Here is an 18,100-nt window from a genome sequence, read left to right on the forward strand (position 1 = left end):
CGCCGGACCACGACCGCGGGTGACCGAACCGCCCCAGCCCGCCGACGCCGTCGGGCAGACCGGAGGCCCTCATGGACTTCTTCACCACACCGGAGACCACCGCCGAGAAGCTCGGCCTGATGGTCTTCGCGATGCTCCTCTTCGTCGTCGTGATGGGAGGCCTGCTCTTCGCCGTCGACAAGCCCAAACGCGTCCCGCGCTGGGTCGTCGTGCTGTGCTTCCTCGGGCCGGCCGTCCTCCTGGTGATCTTCGGCCTCGTCTACCCCGGGATCCTGACCATCCTCTCGTCGTTCAAGAACAAGACCGGGGCCGAGTGGGTCGGCCTCGACAACTACGTCACGGCGTTCACGACCGACCAGTTCCAGATCGTGCTGCGCAACACCGCGGTCTGGGTCATCCTCGTGCCCATCGTCTCGACGTTCATCGGCCTCGTGTACGCGGTGCTCGTCGACCGCACCCGCTTCGAGAAGGTCGCCAAGGGCCTGATCTTCCTGCCCATGGCCATCTCCATGGTGGGCGCCTCGATCATCTGGAAGTTCGTCTACGAGTACCGCCCCGACCAGGCGAACATCCAGCAGACCGGCCTGCTCAACCAGCTCCTCGTGTGGATCGGCATCCCCCCGCAGCAGTTCCTCATCAACCAGCCGACCAACACGCTGTTCCTCATCGTCGTCATGATCTGGATCCAGACCGGGTTCGCGATGACGATCCTGTCGGCCGCGATCAAGGCCATTCCCGACGACATCGTCGAGGCCGCGCGTCTCGACGGGCTCCACGGCATCGGGATGTTCCGCTACATCACCGTGCCCAGCATCCGACCCGCGCTCGTCGTCGTCGTCACGACCATCGCCATGGGCACCCTCAAGGTCTTCGACATCGTCCGGACCATGACGGGCGGCCAGTTCGGCACGTCGGTCGTCGCGAACGAGTTCTACACGCAGAGCTTCCGGCAGTCCAACGAAGGGCTGGGAGCCGCGCTCGCGGTCATCCTGTTCGTCCTCGTCATCCCGATCGTGGTCTACAACGTCCGCCAGCTCCGCCTCTCCGAGGAGGTCCGATGACCGCCGTCCCGCCCACGCTGCCTGCTTCCGTCGACGCGGAGGCGTCGAAGGACATCCAGCGCGTCGGCAAGCTCTCGCGCGCCGAACGACGGGCGATCGCCGTCAAGGGCAGGCTCAGCTCCCCGTGGGCGTCGGGCCTCGCGATCGTCATCGCGATCCTGTGGACGATCCCGTCGGTCGGCCTCCTCGTCACGTCGTTCCGGCCCGCCCTCGACATCCGCCGCTCCGGCTGGTGGACCACGCTCAGCGACCCCCAGTTCACGCTCGACAACTACAACGACGTCCTCTTCGGGTCCGCCGACCTCGCGTCGTTCTTCGTCAACTCGATCGTCATCACGCTCCCGGCGGTCGTCATCCCCATCTCGATCGCGCTGCTGGCCGCCTACGCGTTCGCGTGGATCGACTTCAAGGGACGCAACCTGCTGTTCGTCGCGGTGTTCGCGCTGCAGATCGTGCCCATCCAGATCACGCTCATCCCGCTCCTGTCGGCCTACGTCGACGCCGACATCAACGGCACGTTCTGGACCGTGTGGCTGTCCCACTCGATCTTCGCGCTGCCCCTCGCGATCTTCCTCCTGCACAACTTCATGAAGGAGATCCCCTCGTCCCTCATCGAGGCCGCGCGCATGGACGGCGCGGGACACGTCAAGATCTTCTTCCAGGTCCTCATGCCGCTGCTCGTCCCGGCCATCGCGTCGTTCGCGATCTTCCAGTTCCTGTGGGTGTGGAACGACCTCCTCGTCGGCCTCACGTTCGCCAACCAGGACTCGCGCCCGCTGACCGTCGCGGTCGCCGACCTCGCCGGGACGCGCGGCAACGCCTGGCACCTGCTCACCGCCGGAGCGTTCGTGTCGATGATCGTGCCGCTCGTCGTCTTCCTGGCGCTCCAGCGGTACTTCGTGCGAGGCCTCCTGGCAGGTTCCGTCAAGGGGTGAGGTGCCCGCTCGCCCGACTGCTGTGGGCCCCCTCCCTGGTGCCGTCGCGGCTCACGGGGGTGCTGGTGCGTGAGGGGACTCCTGGCGCCGACGTAGGGTCGTCTCGTGTCTTCGCGTCCCGGTCGTGCCCTCGGCAACGTGGCGGGCCGCATCCCGCCGCCCGCCCTCTTCGTCGTCTCGGGGCTGACCCAGTACCTGGGGGCCGCGATCGCGGTCGGGCTGTTCGCCGTCGTCGGGGCGCCCGAGGTCGCCTGGCTGCGCATCGTCGTCGCGGCCCTCCTGCTGCTCGCCTGGCGACGTCCGTGGCGGAAGCGCTGGACCTGGCGCACGCTCGCGTGGGCTGCGGTGTTCGGTGTGGCGCTCGCCGCGATGAACGTGACGTTCTACGTCGCGATCGACCACCTGCCGCTCGGGTCGGCGGTCGCGATCGAGTTCATCGGCCCGGTGGCCGTCGCGGCGATCACCGGCCGGGGCTGGCGCGAGCGGGGCGGGATCGCGGTCGCCGCGGTCGGCGTGGTCCTGCTCGCGGGGGTCACCCTCACGTCCGACCTCCCGCACGAGGACGTCGTGATCGGGCTCGTCGCGATCGGCATCGCGGCCGCGTGCTGGGCCGCGTACATCCTGCTCGGGCGCCGCGTCGCGCTGGCCGGGTCGGGGGTCACGTCGCTCTCCGTGGCGATGACCGCGGGGGCGCTGGTGTTCGCCCCGTTCCTCGCGCCGTCGTCGGGCGCCGTGCTCGAGGACTGGCAGCTGCTGCTCGCCGTCGTCGGGATCGCGGTGTGCTCGTCGGTCGTGCCCTACGTGCTCGAACAGCTCATCTTGCGGCGCGTCAGCGCGGCGACGTTCTCGGTGCTGCTCGCGATGCTGCCGGCGACCGCGGTGGTGATCGGCGCCGTCGTGCTCCAGCAGTTCCCCTCCTGGCTCGAGCTCGTCGGACTGCTGCTCGTCTCCGGGGCCATCGCCATGACCGCGCAGCGGACCGACCCGCCGCCCGCATAGCGCGCGACCCGCTCCGAGAGGTCCCTACAGGTACTGCCCGGGCGAGGGGCGACCGTCGTCCCCCTCGCGTCGCACGCCGGGCGGTGCAGGCTGCGCGGGGTGGCCCGGCATGCCGGGGACGGGGATCGCCCCCGGCGGCAGGGCCCGACGGATCTGCGAGAGCTGCGCCTGCGCGGCCATCTGCTGCGCCACGAGGGCGGTCTGGATGCCGTGGAACAGCCCCTCGAGCCACCCCACGAGCTGCGCCTGCGCGACGCGCAGCTCGGCGTCGGACGGCACCGTGTCGTCCGTGAAGGGCAACGAGATGCGGTGCAGCTCCGCGACGAGCTCGGGGGACAGGCCCTCCTCGAGCTCCTTGAGCGACCGTTCGTGGATCTCGGCGAGCCGGCTGCGGGCCGCCTCGTCGAGCGGCGCGTCCCGGACCTCCTCGAGCAGCCTCTTGATCATGCCGCCGATGCGCATGACCTTGGCCGGCTCCTCGACGGCCGCGCCCGGGTCGCGGTCCTCGTCCGTCGCTCGCACCGCTCCCGCGCGCGAGGCCTCGTCGTCCGACCCGTCGGGCGCGACCTCCGTCCCGTCGGGGGAGATGACCGTGTAGCCGCGCCCGCTCCCGGAGCCGCTGTCCGCACCCCGCTCGCGCCCCCGATCCGGGGGAGCGGGCTGCTCGGACCGTTCGGGGGACAGGTCGCCTCGCGCGTCGTCGCTCATGCACCCAGTCTGTCCCGAACGGCGGCCGAGCGCGACGGCCCGGCGCTCACGGCACCAGCAGGACCTTGCCGAACACCTCGCCCGACTCCATGAGCCGGTGAGCGTCGGCCGCCGCGTCGAGCGGCAGCCTCGCGTGGACCACGGGGCGCACCCGCCCCTGCTCGACCAGGGGCCACGCGTGCGTCAGCACGTCACGGACCAGCCGGGCCTTCTCCTCGGCGGGTCGGGCGCGCAGGGTCGTCCCGGCGACCGTCGCGCGCTTGGCGAGCAGCATGCCCAGGTCGAGCTCGCCGCGGCGCCCCTTCTGCATCCCGATCACGACCAGCCGCCCCCCCGTGGCGAGCGCGCGGAGGTTGTCGGTCAGGTACGCCGCCCCGACGACGTCGAGCACCACGTCCGCACCGGCGCCGCCCGAGGCCTCGCGCACCGCGGCGACGAAGTCCTGGGTCCGGTGGTCGACGGCGACGTCGGCACCGAGCGTGAGGCAGCGGGCGACGCGCTCGGGTCCGCCTGCGGTCGTGACCACCCGCGCTCCGAGCGCGGCACCGATCTGCGTCGCGACCGAGCCGACCCCGCCCGACCCGCCGTGCACGAGCAGCACGTCGCCGCGGGCGAGGCGCCCCACGTCGACCAGGTTGCTCCACGCGGTGCACACGGCCTCGGGGAGCGCGGCGCCGTCGACGAGCGAGACGCCGCCCGGCAGAGGGAGCACCTGGGACGCCCGGACGCAGACCTTCTCCGCGTAGCCGCCCCCGTCGAGCAGCGCGACGACCTCGTCGCCGACGTCCCATCCTGTGAGACGCGCCCCGACGGCCGAAATCACCCCAGATACCTCGAGACCCGGCCATACCGGCGCACCCGCTGGTGGGGGGTACTTTCCGGCACGTTGTAGCAGGTCAGCAGGGTTCACGCCACTCGAGACGACGTCGATCAGCACCTCGTCCGGACCCGGGACGGGGTCAGGGAGGTAGGACACGGTGAGTTCCCCTGGGCCACCCGGGGCGGCTATCGTGACGGCTCGCACACGAAAGACACTACGGCCTCGTCGACGAGGGCGGGTGTCGGGCCTCGTCGGAATCCTCCACGAAGCCTCCGGCTTGCCCTGGATGACCGGATTAGGTCCCTGGGGCAAGTGCACCGATAGTTAGTACGCACGTCTGGCGAGTGGGGGATGGTCGCAGCCGACCGGACCTCACGACGATCCGCTGGTCACAGGGTATGGAGAGAGGTTCGTATGCTCCGCAGGTTGAGCGTTCGCGGGAAGATCCTTGCGGCACTCGCGCTGCCTGTCTTCGTCCTGTTCCTGGCCGCAACGGTCTTCTCGGTTCAGGCGATCAACGAGGCGCGCGTGGCCAACCAGACCGTCGCCCTGGTGGAGGCCTTCGCCTCCCAGGACGTCGCCGGCAAGGCCGTCGCCGCCGAGCGCGCCGCAGAGATCCAGCGGGCCCGGGGGGTCGAGAACGCCGACGCGCTGGTCGAGGAGGCGCGCGCCGAGACCGACAAGGCGCTCGACCGACGTGACCGGATGTACGGCGACGTCACCATGTCCATGCTGGACCCCCGCGTGACCCGGGCCGTCGACGCGACCGTCAAGGACCGCGCCGAGCTGGACGCGCTCCGCAAGAAGATCGACAACCAGACGATCCAGGAGCTCGGCTTCACGTCGTCCTACAACACGCTGATCGACGACGCGCTCGACGTCCCCCGCGTGCTGGCCGACACCGCGCAGGACCGTGGCCTGGCCCAGGTCCTCGACGCGTACGTCGCGTCGAACGTGCTCATGAGCCAGGTCGCGCTCGAGCTCCCGGTCGTCTCGTTCCTCTTCCAGGACATCGCCAACGCCGTCCCGAACATCGACGACGACTCCCAGCGTGCCGCCCGACTCGTCAGCGAGGGCGAGACGAAGGCGGCGGCCGCCCGCAAGGCGGTGCGCGAGCTGCGCACCGGGCTCGCGATCCCCTCCCCGCTCGGCTCCTACGTCAACCTGCGAAACTCGCTCGCGGCCAACGGCGCCAAGGGTGTGACGAACAAGGAGGACTGGGCCACCGCCTCGACCAACGACCTCGCGAACATCACCCCGGTCCGTGACGAGGTCCGCAAGGAGGCCGGCGAGACGGCGTCGGACATCGCGGCCGCGGCCGTGACCCGAGCCGTGCTGACCATCCTCGTGACCCTCGTCGCGTTCGCCGCCAGCATCCTCGTGGCCGGTGCCATCGCCCGCCAGATCGTGAACCCGCTGCGTCGACTCACGAGCGCGGCCCAGGACGTCCGGGACCAGCTCCCGCGCATGGTCGAGCAGGTCTCGGTGCCGGGCCAGGGCCCGGGCATCAACATCCAGCCCATCACGGTCGAGTCGAGCGACGAGGTCGGTCAGCTCGCGAACGCGTTCAACGACGTGAACTCCACGACGATCCAGGTGGCCCGCGAGCAGGCGGCGCTGCGTGGGTCGATCGCCGAGATGTTCGTCAACGTGGCTCGTCGCGACCAGGTGCTGCTCAACCGCCAGCTGGCGTTCCTCGACGACCTCGAGCGCTCCGAGGAAGACGCGAACACGCTGTCGAACCTCTTCCGCCTCGACCACCTCGCGACCCGTATGCGCCGCAACGCCGAGTCGCTCCTCGTGCTCGCGGGCATCGACTCGGGCCGTCGCGTCCGTCAGCCCATGCCTGCCTCCGACGTCATCCGTACGGCGTCGTCCGAGATCGAGCTGTACGACCGCGTCCGGCTGAACCTCGTCGTCGACCCGCTGATGCTGGGGCACAACGCGCTCAACGCGGCGCACCTCATCGCAGAGCTCCTCGAGAACGCGACGATGTTCTCCGAGCCGCACACGCCGGTCGAGGTCAGCACCGCGCGCGACGAGCGGTTCGTCAAGATCATCATCCGCGACCACGGCCTGGGCATGACGCCCGAGGAGATCACCGAGGCGAACCGCAAGGTCAACGCGCACGCCGCCTCGGACGTCGTGGGGTCGCAGCGACTGGGCCTGTACGTGGTCGGGCGCATCTCCGACCGCCTCGGCGCGAGGGTCACGTTCGAGCGCGCCCCCGAGGGTGCGGGCACCCTCGTCACGGTCAGCTTCCCCAACGTCCTCTTCGTGCCGGACTCGAACGTCCCGCTGCCGATGCCGACCGACCCGCTGGACAACCGCACGCAGGTCGCCGCGAACCAGCTCTCCGCCCCTCCCGCGCAGCCGTCAGCCCCCGTCTACTCGGGCCCGGCCACGACCGCGACCCCGCAGATCGACCAGGACGCGCCCGTCGCGATCCCGGTCGACCTCGCGGCCCTGACCGACGGCGCGACCTCGACGGGCATGCCTCGGCGCCGCTCGCGCGGCATGGACCCTGCCGGGTCCGCGCCGAGCGCCTCGTTCGTCCCCGGCCCGCAGACCGGCTCGATCGTGCTGCCGCCGCTCGCGACGCCGTCGCTCCCGCTCGACCTGCCGGCCTCGCCCGAGGCCTGGTCCCCACCCGAGGGCGTGGCCTCGTCGGGTTCCTCGCTCCCGAGCAGGGCCCGCGCCGCGAGCCCTGCGGAGACCACCGGCGTCATGCCGCCCCTGCAGCCGCAGTCCGCCGAGATCCCCGTGCTCGACGTGAGCACGCGCTCGGCCATGTTCTCGAGCTTCCGCGCCCTCGGCGCGGTCGACCCCACGACGTCCGAGCAGCAGGCCGTCGAGCTCGACGCCGCACCGGACGTGTCGGCGACCGACATCTCCGTCCCGGACTTCGTGCCCGACGACGGCACCTGGGCCCCGCAGTTCGCGATCGAGCCGCTCGCACCGAGCGAGGCTTCCGCGACGGTCACGGAGGACCCTGCGGCCGCTGTGTCCGACGTGAGCGAGCCGCAGGCCGCGCAGGCCCCGGCGGTCGCGCTCCCGCAGCGCTCGGCCCCGACCGCGCAGCCCACGCAGGACGAGGCGCCGGTCGCGCACGTCGAGACGTACCGACCCCCGGTCGGGCAGCCGGTCCAGCAGTACCAGGACCAGCAGCAGGTCGCGCCCCAGCCGCTCCAGGAGCAGCACTACGAGGCCCCGGCCGCCTTCCAGGTCGCTCCGCAGCAGCCCGCGCCCCAGCAGCAGCCCGCTGCCCAGCAGCCTGCGCCCCCGGCGCGGGAGGAGATCCCCGAGGAGCTGTCCTTCGAGGCGCTCCCCAAGTTCGAGGACCTCATGGCCGACCTGCCGACGCGCAGGTCGCTGCGGGAGAGCCAGGCACGCAAGCGCGGCATCTTCAACCGTCGCCCGCGCACAGGGGCCATGCCCGTCGTGACCCCGTCGGCCGCGGCGCTCGCGTCGCAGCCGGCCGGTGCTGCGCCGCTCACGCAGGCCGCACCGGTGCAGCAGCCGTCCGCCTACCAGCCGCCCGCTCCGTCGCCGCAGCAGGCGCCGGTCGCGTACCAGCAGCCCGCTGCGCCGACTGCGTTCGCCCCGCCGCGTGCGCAGGCCCCGGCGTCGCCGGCAGGTGAGTCTTCTGGCGCCCCGGCAGGTTCGACGCCGCTCGTGCGTCGCCCGGCACCGGAGCCCATCGAGCCTCTCGAGGCCGGCTACGTGTCGGACTCCGTCGAGGCTCGCTCGGACTGGATCGCCTCCGCGGTCCTCTACGAGGAGATGTCGACGCTGCTGCGCAACGGCCCGGAGGTCCAGGGCAAGGCGTACGCCGAGTCCGCGGGGACGTACAGCCCCCAGGAGCGCTCGGACGTGACGAGCTCGGGCCTGACGCGTCGAGCCCGGACCGTGAACCGCGAGGAGTACGTCGACCGGTTCACGGCAAAGATCGATCGCGACCCGGAGCAGCTGCGGGCACGACTCGCAGCCTTCCAGTCGGCGACCGCACGGGGACGGGTCGAGGCCGACGACGAGACAAGTTCGACGGAACGTGCCTCGCACGGCAATGATGTCCCCGACTCAGCGCCGCAGTCGCGGTGACGTACAGCTCGCCGTCTGTGGCAACTGACAAGGAGGAAGTGTGAACGCGCTCAGCACCGAAGCAACCAATTTCGGGTGGTTGCTCGACAACTTCGTGCGGACCGTCCCGGGAAGCCGGCACACGCTGGTGGTGTCGGCCGACGGCCTGCTCATGGCGATGTCCGACCAGCTCGACCGCACGAGCGGAGACCAGCTCGCGGCGATCGTGTCCGGGATGTCGAGCCTGACCCGCGGTGCGGCCCGCCAGCTCAACGGGGGCAACGTCCGCCAGTCGATCGTCGAGATGGACAACGGCTTCCTCTTCCTCATGAACGTCTCGAACGGGTCCGTGCTCGGGGTCGTCGCCGAGTCCACGTGCGACATCGGCCTGATCGGCTACGAGATGGCCCTCCTCGTCTCCCGCACCGAGGCGACGTTGACGCCTCAGCTCATCTCGGAGATGCGCGGTAGCCTGCCCGTTGACGGAGCAACCCGAGCCCCGGTGGGATGAGGACAGGTCGATGACGAACGCACCTTTTGGCAGCTTGGGAGCGCACAGCTCGGACTCGTACGAGGCCGCGACGGTCCGTCCGTACGCGGTGACCGGCGGACGTGTCCGTTCGGCCACCTCGGACCTCCCGCTCGAGGCGCTGGTCGAGGTGATGCCGGGTGCTGTGAACAGCTACGGCCTGCCTCCTGAGAAGCGTGCGATCCTCCAGCACGCCGCGCACAACTACGTGTCGATCGCCGAGCTCTCGGCACTCCTGCGGATGCCCCTGGGCGTCACCCGCATCCTGGTCGCCGACCTCGCCGAGGAGAACTACCTCACGGTGCACACGTCGACCCCGCTCAACGTCCACACCGGCCACGGCAGCAGCAACTCGGGACTGTCCCTGAGTATCTTGGAGAGTGTTCTCAATGGCATTTCCACCCTCTGACGGTGCTGTCGGCCAGCCGCAGGCTGCTGGTGGCACCGGTCTGATCACGGGCGCCCCCGGGTCGTCGGCACCCGCCGCCGGCGGCGCGTCGGGGCCTTCGTGGTCTCCCGTCTCGGCCCCGGCGGCTGCAGCGCCGGCCCCGGCCGCCTCGGCCCCGTCCGCAGGGTCGCCGACGTCGGCTCCGGTCCGCCAGAGCGTCCTCGGCGGTCAGCCCGGCAGCACGCCGGCGCCGGCCCCGCAGGCTCCGGCTCCCGTCGCCACGCAACAGGCGCCGACGGTCCACCAGACCCCGCCCGTGCAGCAGCAGGCGAGCCCGGCCCCGACGGCACCGCAGCCGGTCGCCCCGGCCGCGACACCCGCCCCGCAGGCGGCACGCACGGCGCCGACGGTCGTGAAGATCGTCGTCGCGGGCGGGTTCGCCGTCGGCAAGACCACCTTCATCGGCTCCATCTCGGACATCGAGCCGCTCAACACCGAGGCCGCGATGACGGAGCACTCGGTGGGCGTCGACGACGCGGGTGGTGTGAGCGACCGCAAGATGACGACGACGGTCGCCATGGACTTCGGTCGCATCGAGCTGCCGGGGTCGCTCTGGCTCTATCTGTTCGGCACCCCGGGGCAGGACCGCTTCCTGTTCATGTGGGACGACCTCGTGCGTGGCGCGATCGGTGCCGTGGTGCTCGTGGACACCGACCGCCTGGAGCAGTGCTTCCCCGCGATCGACTACTTCGAGTCGCGTGGCATCCCGTTCGTCGTGGGCGTGAACTGCTTCGACGGCGTGGCCAAGCACAAGCTCGAGGACGTGCGCGAGGCGCTGCAGATCCCGGCTCACGTCCCGATGCTGTACACGGACGCCCGTTCGCGCGCGGCGACCAAGCAGACGCTGATTTCGCTCGTGCAGCTCGCGATGCGTCAGCTGCGTTCGGGCGCTGCCTGACATCCTCGACGACGATCCCAGATCGTCGCGCGACGCCCCACCGCACGACGGCGGGCCACCCCTGCGGGTGACCCGCCGTCGTCGTGCACGCGGCCTCTCGGGGAGGCACAGGGGCGCCCGAGCGCCCCGACGTGCCAGAATGTGCGTCGGAGCATCCCAGGAGGGCTGACAGAGCGGCCTAATGTGACGGTCTTGAAAACCGTTGTTGCGCAAGCAACCGGGGGTTCGAATCCCTCGCCCTCCGCCTGCCGAGAGGCCCCGGACCGGGTCGGTCCGGGGCCTCTCGCCCTCTCTCCAGGACGCTGACCCGCAGGCGGGGAGCGTGGACCGGACCGTCTCACCGCACCGGCCCATGAGTGCACGCGCGCGCCGGACGGGCGATCATGTCGGGGTGACAGCACACGCGACCGACGAACCAGGCCTGGGCCCGAGCGAGCTGGTCCGGCAGTCGGGGACGGTCCTGAGGGTCGGCCACCTCGCACTCTCGGCCGGGACCGGCAGCTACCGCGTGAAGTCCCACATGACGCGCGTGGGCCGGGCGCTGGGCCTCGACCGCACCGCAGCGCACGTGACGCTCACCGAGATCACCGCGACGTCCTACCGGGACCGCAACTTCCGCACCGAGGTCGCCGAGGTCCGGGCGGTCGGCATCAACTCCGACCGGCTGTCCGAGCTCGAGGCCTACGTCGGCGACCTGCCGGAGCAGGTCACGGCTGCGGAGGTCGACGCGGAGCTCGAACGGATCGCCGCCAAGCCGTTGCTCTACGGGGCGTTCCTCAACGCCTTGTGGGCCGCGATCGCCTGTGCGGCGTTCGCGTTCCTCAACAACGGCGGGGTCATCGAGTGCGGTGCCGTGTTCGTCGGGGCGTTCTTCGGTCAGATGGTGCGTCGGGCCATGCTGCACAAGGGCATCAACCAGTTCGGTACCACGATGCTCGCAGCGACGGTCGCCGCGACGGCCTACCTGCTGATCGTGCTCGTCTTCGAGAACCTGATGGGGGTCGCGGGGGGCCACGAGGCGGGCTACGTGTCCGCGGTCCTGTTCCTCGTCCCGGGGTTCGCCCTGGTGACCGCCGCGCTCGACCTCGCCAAGCTCGACTTCTCCGCGGGCATCGCCCGCATGACGTACGCCCTGATGATCCTGGCGTCGGCCGCCCTCGCGGTGTGGGCGATCTCCGCGATCGCAGGGCTCCAGCCCGACCGGCTCCCTCCGCCGGCCCTGGACGAGACGCTGTTCGTGGCGCTGCGCGCGCTCGCGAGCTTCGCGGGCGTGCTCGGCTTCGCGCTGATGTTCAACAGCCCGTGGAAGATGGCCGTGGGAGCGGCGTCGATCGGCATGGTCGCGAACGTGGCGCGCCTCGAGCTCATCGACGCGGGCTTCGCGTCGCAGGCCGCCGCGGCGGCGACCGCGCTCATCGTCGGGGTCCTCGCCGCATACATCGCGCCGGCCATGAAGGTGCCGCGCATCACGATGTCGGTGCCCGCGGTCGTCATCATGGTGCCGGGCGTCACGGCCTACCGCGCTGTCTACGAGTTCAACAGCGGTGCCACGCTCGACGCCCTGGCGTCGACCGTCGAGGCCGGGCTGGTGATCGTCGCGCTCGCGATCGGCCTCGCGGTCGCCCGCATGCTGACGGACAAGAACTGGACGTTCGAGCGGTAGACGTACGCAGCGCGGGGGCCTGACCAGGCTTGTTGCACCGAGTGCATCGATGCACTTAGCGTAGGGACATGTCCCTGCCTGTCGTCGACCGTCGTGCTGCGCTCAAGGCCCGCCACCGGCGGGCCATCGTCGACGCCGCTGCGGCGCTCATCGGCGAGTCGGGCGGGACGAGGTTCTCGGTGGACGAGCTCGCGGAGCGCGCCGACGTGTCGCGGCGCACGGTCTTCAACCACTTCGCGTCGCTCGACGACGTGGTGACCGAGGTCTGCAGCGAGGTCGTCGGCGCAGCGCTCGACCGGCTCGACGCGATCGCGTCGGACCAGCAGGTCGGGCGGGACCAGCAGCGCCAGCGGGACCAGCAGGCCGGGCCCCCGCACGACGTCACGCTCTTCGACGAGGTCGCGGACGCCCTGCGCTCGACCGACTTCGTGACTCCGTTGGTCTATCTGACCCGCGTGCTGGGCGACGAGGGCGGCCCCTCGCCGCGGCGTGCCTACACCCTCATCAAGGTCTTCGCCGACGTGAGCATGCGCCTCACGGCCGCCCTGGCCGCGAGCCACCCCGACGCCGACCCGTTCGACGTCGAGCTCCTCGTCGGCTCGCTCATGAGCGGGCTGATCGTGGTCTACCTCCGCTGGGTCGACGTGACGGGGGCGGTCGACGACCCGACCTCGCGCGAGGCCTGGACAGCCCTGCTCGAACGGCTCCTCGACGCGACCCGGACCGGCCACGAGCCGGTCGCCTCGTCACGCCGCACCCGCTGACCCACCCATCCGCGTACTCGCGCGCAACCGAAGGACTCTCATGGCTGAATTTCTCTACCGCGTCGGCCGCTGGTCGGCGCGCCGCGCGAAGACGGTGATCGTCGCGTGGCTCGCGATCCTCGTCGCGGCCGGCGTGGCGTTCGCGCTCGGCGCGGGCACGCTCGCGACGACCTTCTCGATCCCCGGCACTCCCACGGCCGAGGTGACCGACCGCCTGCAGAGCGACTTCCCTGACGCGTCGGGCGGGACAGGGACCGTGGTCGTCCAGTCGGCCGACGGTGAGGCGCTCACCAGCGCGCAGCAGGACGAGATCGCGGGGCTGGTCGCCGAGGCCTCCGAGGTCGACGGCGTCACCGCGGTCATGGACCCGTTCGTGACCGAGGCGGACCGCGCCGCGCAGCAGCAGCAGGTCGAGGACGGACGCGCCCAGGTCGAGGGCGGGCGGACGCAGCTCGAGGCCGGTCAGGCCCAGCTCGACGCGGGTCGTGCGCAGCTCGAGGCCGGTCAGGCCCAGCTCGACGCCGCCCGCGCCCAGGCCGAGGCCGCGGGCATGCTCGCGCAGGCTCAGCCGCAGCTCGACGCGCAGCAGGCCCAGCTCGACGCGGGGCGCGCGGCGCTCGACGCGCAGCAGACGACGCTCGACGACGGTACGAGCCAGCTCGAGGAGCAGAGCGCCCAGCTCGAGCAGGGGGCGACGCTGCTCGACATGGCCTCCGAGATCCGCATGGTCTCCGAGGACGGCACGACCGCGATCGTCATGATCTCGTTCACGGACCCGCAGATGGAGATCCCGCAGGAGACCAAGGACGAGCTCGTCGGCATCTTCGACGACGCCCCCGCGGACCTCACCGTGAACCTCTCGGCCGACATGACCATGGGGGCCCCGAGCATCATCGGCGCCGGAGAGATCGTGGGCCTGCTGGTCGCCGCGGTGGTCCTCGTCGTCATGCTCGGCACGCTCATCGGCGCCGGTCTGCCGATCCTCACCGCTCTGATCGGCGTGGGCATCGGTGCGCTCGGAGCGCTGTCGCTGTCCGGGGTCGTCGAGATGGCCTCCGTGACGCCCGTGCTCGGGCTCATGCTCGGCCTGGCGGTCGGGATCGACTACTCGCTCTTCATCGTCAACAGGCACCGCCGTCAGCTCAAGGCGGGCGACGACCTGCACGAGTCGATCGCGCTGGCGAACGGGACGTCGGGCAACGCGGTCGTGTTCGCGGGTACCACGGTGCTCGTCGCGCTGCTCGCCCTCAACGTCACGGGCATCCCGTTCCTGGGCCTCATGGGCACGGTCGGTGCGGCCTGCATCGCGATCGCGGTGCTCATCGCCGTGACCCTCACGCCGGCGTTGCTCGGCCTCGTGGGTGAGCGGATCCTCAGCAAGAAGGAGCGCGCGCGACTCGCCGGCCCGGCGAACGGTGCGACGGGTACCCAGGGCGCACAGGACGCCCAGGTGGTCGCCCCTGCGCCCGCCGAGGTCCGTCCCATGTCGACCGGCTGGGCCGTCGTGCGCGTCGTCGTCGGTATCGCGGCACTGCTGCTCGTGGCGCTGCCCGCGCTCGACCTGCGGCTCAACCTGCCGGACGGCTCGACCGAGCCGCACGACTCGACGCAGTACCAGGCGTACTCGACGCTCGCGGCGAAGTTCGGCGAGGGCCAGAACGGGACGCTGCTCGTGGTCGCCGACCTGCCCGCGTCCGAGGCCGGGACCGAGGCAGGTTCCATGACGGCCCAGGTGGAGATCGCCCAGACCCTCTTCGACCAGGACGACGTCGTGGCGGTCGCGCCCATCGGCACGTCCGAGGACGGTACGGTCGCGGCGTTCCAGGTGGTGCCCGCCGAGGGCCCCACGAGCGAGTCGACCGAGGAGCTCGTGCACACGCTGCGCGACATGTCGCCCATCGACGGGACGTACGAGATCGGGGTCGCCGGCTCGGCGAGCGGCAACGTCGACATCTCGGAGAAGCTCGCGTCCGCGCTGCCGGTCTACCTCGCGGTCGTGGTCGGCCTGTCGCTGATCATCCTGGTGCTGGTGTTCCGGTCGATCTTCGTCCCGGTCATCGCGACGCTCGGGTTCATCCTGTCGTACTTCGCCGCCCTCGGCGGCGTCGTCGCGATCTACCAGTGGGGCTGGCTGGGCGGCGTGTTCGGCGTCGAGAGCCCCGGCCCGATCCTGAACTTCCTGCCGACCATCCTGGTGGGCATCCTGTTCGGGCTCGCGATGGACTACATGCTCTTCCTCGGGTCGGGCATGCGTGAGGCGTACGCGCACGGTGCTCCCGCGCGCATCGCGGTCGTGCAGGGCGTCCGGGCCGGTCGCTCGGTCGTGACGGCCGCGGCGATCATCATGATCGCGGTGTTCGGCGGCTTCATCTTCTCGCACAGCGCGATGATCCGGCCGATCGGCTTCGCGCTCGCGTTCGGCGTGCTCGTCGACGCGTTCGTGATCCGGATGATGGTCGTGCCCGCACTCATGCATCTCGCGGGGGACAAGGCGTGGTGGCTGCCGCGCTGGCTCGACAAGATCCTGCCCGACGTCGACGTGGAGGGGGCGTCGCTCGAGCGGCGCCACCCGCACGTGGTCGCCGGCGTCTCGGGGGCCGCTCCCGAGGGCGACCTCGACAAGGACGCCGCGGGCGTCCGAGGCTGACCTCCTGGAGCCGCCCTCCTCACCACGAGGGTGGCGGCTCCAGCAGTCCTGGGGCGGCCGTCGCGGCACCGGGACGCGCCCGTCGGCACCCCTGTTTTGCTCCGCAGTGCTCCGAGAAGGTAGCCTTGCGACGCTCGGTGCCTAGCATCCGAGCATGGAGACGTCGCATAGTCAGGTCTAGTGCGCCACCCTGCTAAGGTGGTAACGGGGCAACCCGTTCGAGGGTTCAAATCCCTCCGTCTCCGCTCAGGAAGGTCCCGGCTGCGTCAGGCCCGGGGCCTTTTCTGTTGCCCCGGAAGAGTGCGCCGAGACGGCGCCCCCACCGCTCGTCCCGCACGCCGCGGCCCGACGGCGGGACGAGAGCTCCGCCGTCGGGCCGCCGTGAGCGTGGCGAACCTCAGGCCGCCATGGCCGAGCGGACCACGAACCGTGACGCGGCCGCCCCGGCGAGCACGAGCGCTGAGGCCCCCGCGACGCACGCCAGGAACTGCAGCACCACGTCGACGTTCGCGAACGTGTTGAGCCCGAGGACAGGCACCATGAACAGGAGCGAGGCGACGGTCGCGAGGCCCACGCTCGCTGCCAGCGGGATGACGGTCTCGCGGAACCGCGCCTTGTCGAGGGTCTTGAGGTCGGTGCCCGCGAGGGTCAGCGCGCGATACTCGCCCCGCTGGTCGATCACGCGCCCGGCCTGCATGACCCCCGTCGAGACAGCAGCCAGGACGCCCGCGATCGCGAGGGTCAGGAAGCCGCCCGTGACCAGGTCGCCCACGAACTGGACCTCTTCGGGGTCGGCGCCCATGCTCGGGTCGAACAGCGCGAAGATGCTCGTGATCCCGGCGATGAAGGTCGCGAGGGCGACCCCGCCGACCGACCGCCACGCCGTCTTGGGCGAGTCGACGATGCGACGGCCCGCGAGGAGCGTCGGCACCCTCTTCGCGCTGCGCGCGGTGATCCGCCCGACGACCCAGATGACGAACGGACCGACGACGTTGAGCGTCGCGAACCCGGCCACGAGCACGAGGGTGAGGATCGCGATCGTGACCCCTGCCCCGCCGAACGAGACGTTCGTGACGACGAGCATCGCGACGAAGGCGACCGCGATCGAGAGCAGCCGCACGGCCTTCATGCCCGGAGGGGTCACCCGGGCCGCGACGCCCAGGGGGGTGATCGCCACCCGACGCAGCGAGACGGCCGCCGAGACCAGCGCGACGAGCACGACGCCCACGACCGCGAGAAGCAGCGCCGGGACGCCGACCCACAGCTCGGCGAGGCCGAACGTCCGCCCCTGGAAGCGCAGCTGTGCGACCAGCGGCAGCAGCGCCGCGTAGCCCACGAGCCCGGCCAGGGCGCCCACGAGGGCCTGCGCGGCCGCGTCGAGCACCGTGAGGGTCGCGACCTGCCCGGTCGTCGCCCCGGCCAGGCGCAGCGACGCCAGACGGGCGTCTCGACGGGCCACGGCGAGGCGCGCCGCGGCCCCGCCCAGCGTGACGAGCGGGATGAGCAGCAGGAGGGACGCGATGGCCGCGAAGATCGGGTACTGGCTGTCGTAGGAGCCCGCCCCTGCCTCGGTCCCGGCCGACATGCCCTCGATCCCGCCCGCGCGCTCCACGAACGCCCCCACGCCGCCGACGACGACGAGCAGGATCGCGGTCGTCGCGGCGAACGCGATGATCGCCAGCACGTTGGTCAGCCCCTGGGGATCGCGGCCGTCGGAGCTGCGGCGGCGCAGGAGCCACCACAGGTCGAGGGTGGCCTTCATCGGGCCGCTCCCTGCGTGGGGGTGGCGTGGAACTCGCCCGAGATGCGGCCGTCGCGCATCGTGACCGTGCGCGAGCAGTAGTGGGCCACGCCCGCGTCGTGCGTGACGATCACGAGCGCCGCGCCCGACGCCTGGACCGCGGACGTGAGGACCGAGAGGACCTCGGCACCCGTGCCCTGGTCGAGCGCGCCCGTCGGCTCGTCGGCGAACACGACGCCTGGGGACCCGACGAGGGCCCGTGCGATCGCGACACGCTGCGCCTGCCCGCCCGAGAGCTCGCCCGGGCGGCGCTGCTCCATGCCCGCCAGGCCCAGGTGCGCGAGCCACGACGCCGCGACCCGCGTCGCCTCGGCGCGCGGCGTGCCCGCGAGCATGAGCGGCAGGGCGGCGTTCTCGACCGCGGGCAGCTCGGGCAGGAGCTGGCCCGACTGGAACACGAAGCCGAAGTCCTGGCGGCGCAGGGCCGTGCGACGGCCCTCGCTCAGGGTCGTCAGGTCCTCGCCGCGCCAGGACACGGTGCCCGACGTGGGCTTGACGATGCCCGCCAGGCAGTGCAGGAGCGTCGTCTTGCCCGAGCCCGAGGGGCCCATGATGGCGACGGACTCGCCGGGGGAGACGGTCAGGGAGACGCCCGCGAGGGCGTGCGTGGCGGTGTGGTCGGTGCCGTAGACCTTCGTCAGCCCGGAGGCGACGAGAGGCGAGCCGGTCGAGGGGGCAGGGCCGAGGTTCGTCATGCCCCCATCCTTCGCGGGGGACGGGGCCTGCCGCGTCCGGCCACGGTGTGGG

General features: G+C 71.5%; 14 protein-coding genes and 2 tRNA genes. 12 read left to right on the plus strand and 4 right to left on the minus strand.

Going from position 1 to position 18,100, the window contains the following annotated elements; translation table 11 throughout:
• The first annotated feature begins 71 nt into the window (after positions 1-71).
• The 3 genes from ACZDYF_RS09815 to ACZDYF_RS09825 all read left to right on the plus strand — a co-directional run bounded on the left by ACZDYF_RS09815 (position 72) and on the right by ACZDYF_RS09825 (position 2,995).
• Positions 72-1,061, plus strand: coding sequence for a carbohydrate ABC transporter permease (locus tag ACZDYF_RS09815; RefSeq protein ID WP_191789848.1), 990 nt, complete (start codon positions 72-74; stop codon positions 1,059-1,061).
• Positions 1,058-1,996 (plus strand): carbohydrate ABC transporter permease, encoded by a 939-nt coding sequence (locus ACZDYF_RS09820; protein WP_475056003.1) that lies wholly within the window; start codon positions 1,058-1,060, stop codon positions 1,994-1,996. The genes ACZDYF_RS09815 and ACZDYF_RS09820 overlap by 4 nt, the downstream gene beginning before the upstream one ends.
• Positions 1,997-2,101: 105 nt before the next feature.
• The gene (locus ACZDYF_RS09825) at positions 2,102-2,995 is read left to right on the plus strand and encodes an EamA family transporter (RefSeq protein WP_475056005.1); all 894 of its coding nucleotides are present in this window, start codon (positions 2,102-2,104) and stop codon (positions 2,993-2,995) included.
• A gap of 24 nt (positions 2,996-3,019) precedes the next feature.
• Here the strand turns inward: ACZDYF_RS09825 and ACZDYF_RS09830 are convergent, their stop codons facing one another.
• Entirely contained in the window at positions 3,020-3,703 is a 684-nt protein-coding gene (locus tag ACZDYF_RS09830; RefSeq protein ID WP_475056007.1) for a bacterial proteasome activator family protein, read from the minus strand.
• Positions 3,704-3,749: 46 nt separating this feature from the next.
• Entirely contained in the window at positions 3,750-4,841 is a 1,092-nt protein-coding gene (locus tag ACZDYF_RS09835) for an NAD(P)H-quinone oxidoreductase (RefSeq protein WP_475056009.1), read from the minus strand.
• A gap of 108 nt (positions 4,842-4,949) precedes the next feature.
• Here ACZDYF_RS09835 and ACZDYF_RS09840 point away from each other — a divergent pair, with 108 nt between their 5' ends.
• The 9 genes from ACZDYF_RS09840 to ACZDYF_RS09880 all read left to right on the plus strand — a co-directional run bounded on the left by ACZDYF_RS09840 (position 4,950) and on the right by ACZDYF_RS09880 (position 15,797).
• Positions 4,950-8,624 carry a sensor histidine kinase gene (locus ACZDYF_RS09840; RefSeq protein WP_475056012.1) on the plus strand — a complete coding sequence of 1,225 codons (3,675 nt, stop codon included), beginning with the start codon at positions 4,950-4,952 and terminating at the stop codon, positions 8,622-8,624.
• A gap of 40 nt (positions 8,625-8,664) precedes the next feature.
• Positions 8,665-9,114 carry a roadblock/LC7 domain-containing protein gene (locus tag ACZDYF_RS09845; protein WP_030151141.1) on the plus strand — a complete coding sequence of 150 codons (450 nt, stop codon included), beginning with the start codon at positions 8,665-8,667 and terminating at the stop codon, positions 9,112-9,114.
• Between the two features lie 10 nt (positions 9,115-9,124).
• A complete protein-coding gene (locus ACZDYF_RS09850; RefSeq protein WP_030151140.1) occupies positions 9,125-9,541 on the plus strand; it encodes a DUF742 domain-containing protein in 417 nt (138 codons plus the stop codon).
• A gap of 295 nt (positions 9,542-9,836) precedes the next feature.
• Positions 9,837-10,478 (plus strand): GTP-binding protein, encoded by a 642-nt coding sequence (locus ACZDYF_RS09855; RefSeq protein ID WP_475056016.1) that lies wholly within the window; start codon positions 9,837-9,839, stop codon positions 10,476-10,478.
• Between the two features lie 159 nt (positions 10,479-10,637).
• Positions 10,638-10,722 (plus strand) — tRNA-Ser (locus ACZDYF_RS09860).
• A 147-nt stretch (positions 10,723-10,869) separates the two neighbouring features.
• Complete coding sequence (locus tag ACZDYF_RS09865) at positions 10,870-12,141, plus strand: threonine/serine exporter family protein (protein ID WP_318243675.1); 1,272 nt, start codon at positions 10,870-10,872, stop codon at positions 12,139-12,141.
• A 68-nt stretch (positions 12,142-12,209) separates the two neighbouring features.
• A complete protein-coding gene (locus tag ACZDYF_RS09870) occupies positions 12,210-12,905 on the plus strand; it encodes a TetR family transcriptional regulator (protein WP_475056018.1) in 696 nt (231 codons plus the stop codon).
• 40 nt (positions 12,906-12,945) lie between these two features.
• The gene (locus tag ACZDYF_RS09875; protein ID WP_475056020.1) at positions 12,946-15,552 is read left to right on the plus strand and encodes an MMPL family transporter; all 2,607 of its coding nucleotides are present in this window, start codon (positions 12,946-12,948) and stop codon (positions 15,550-15,552) included.
• Between the two features lie 156 nt (positions 15,553-15,708).
• Positions 15,709-15,797, plus strand: a tRNA-Ser gene (locus tag ACZDYF_RS09880).
• A gap of 152 nt (positions 15,798-15,949) precedes the next feature.
• Here ACZDYF_RS09880 and ACZDYF_RS09885 read toward each other — a convergent pair.
• Entirely contained in the window at positions 15,950-17,314 is a 1,365-nt protein-coding gene (locus ACZDYF_RS09885) for an FtsX-like permease family protein (protein ID WP_475056022.1), read from the minus strand.
• The gene (locus ACZDYF_RS09890) at positions 17,311-18,048 is read right to left on the minus strand and encodes an ABC transporter ATP-binding protein (RefSeq protein ID WP_475056025.1); all 738 of its coding nucleotides are present in this window, start codon (positions 18,046-18,048) and stop codon (positions 17,311-17,313) included. Before ACZDYF_RS09890 ends, ACZDYF_RS09885 begins: the two co-directional genes overlap by 4 nt.
• Between the last annotated feature and the right edge of the window lie 52 nt (positions 18,049-18,100).

Source organism: Oerskovia sp. PE-21s (assembly GCF_056158145.1).

Bases quoted from the DNA above. Each gene is read 5' to 3' on its own strand.
- ACZDYF_RS09890 (WP_475056025.1), bottom strand. From the start codon at position 18,048: ATGACGAACCTCGGCCCTGCCCCCTCGACCGGCTCGCCTCTCGTCGCC.
- ACZDYF_RS09850 (WP_030151140.1), top strand. From the start codon at position 9,125: ATGACGAACGCACCTTTTGGCAGCTTGGGAGCGCACAGCTCGGACTCG.
- ACZDYF_RS09885 (WP_475056022.1), bottom strand. From the start codon at position 17,314: ATGAAGGCCACCCTCGACCTGTGGTGGCTCCTGCGCCGCCGCAGCTCC.
- ACZDYF_RS09870 (WP_475056018.1), top strand. From the start codon at position 12,210: ATGTCCCTGCCTGTCGTCGACCGTCGTGCTGCGCTCAAGGCCCGCCAC.
- ACZDYF_RS09815 (WP_191789848.1), top strand. From the start codon at position 72: ATGGACTTCTTCACCACACCGGAGACCACCGCCGAGAAGCTCGGCCTG.
- ACZDYF_RS09820 (WP_475056003.1), top strand. From the start codon at position 1,058: ATGACCGCCGTCCCGCCCACGCTGCCTGCTTCCGTCGACGCGGAGGCG.
- ACZDYF_RS09830 (WP_475056007.1), bottom strand. From the start codon at position 3,703: ATGAGCGACGACGCGCGAGGCGACCTGTCCCCCGAACGGTCCGAGCAG.
- ACZDYF_RS09875 (WP_475056020.1), top strand. From the start codon at position 12,946: ATGGCTGAATTTCTCTACCGCGTCGGCCGCTGGTCGGCGCGCCGCGCG.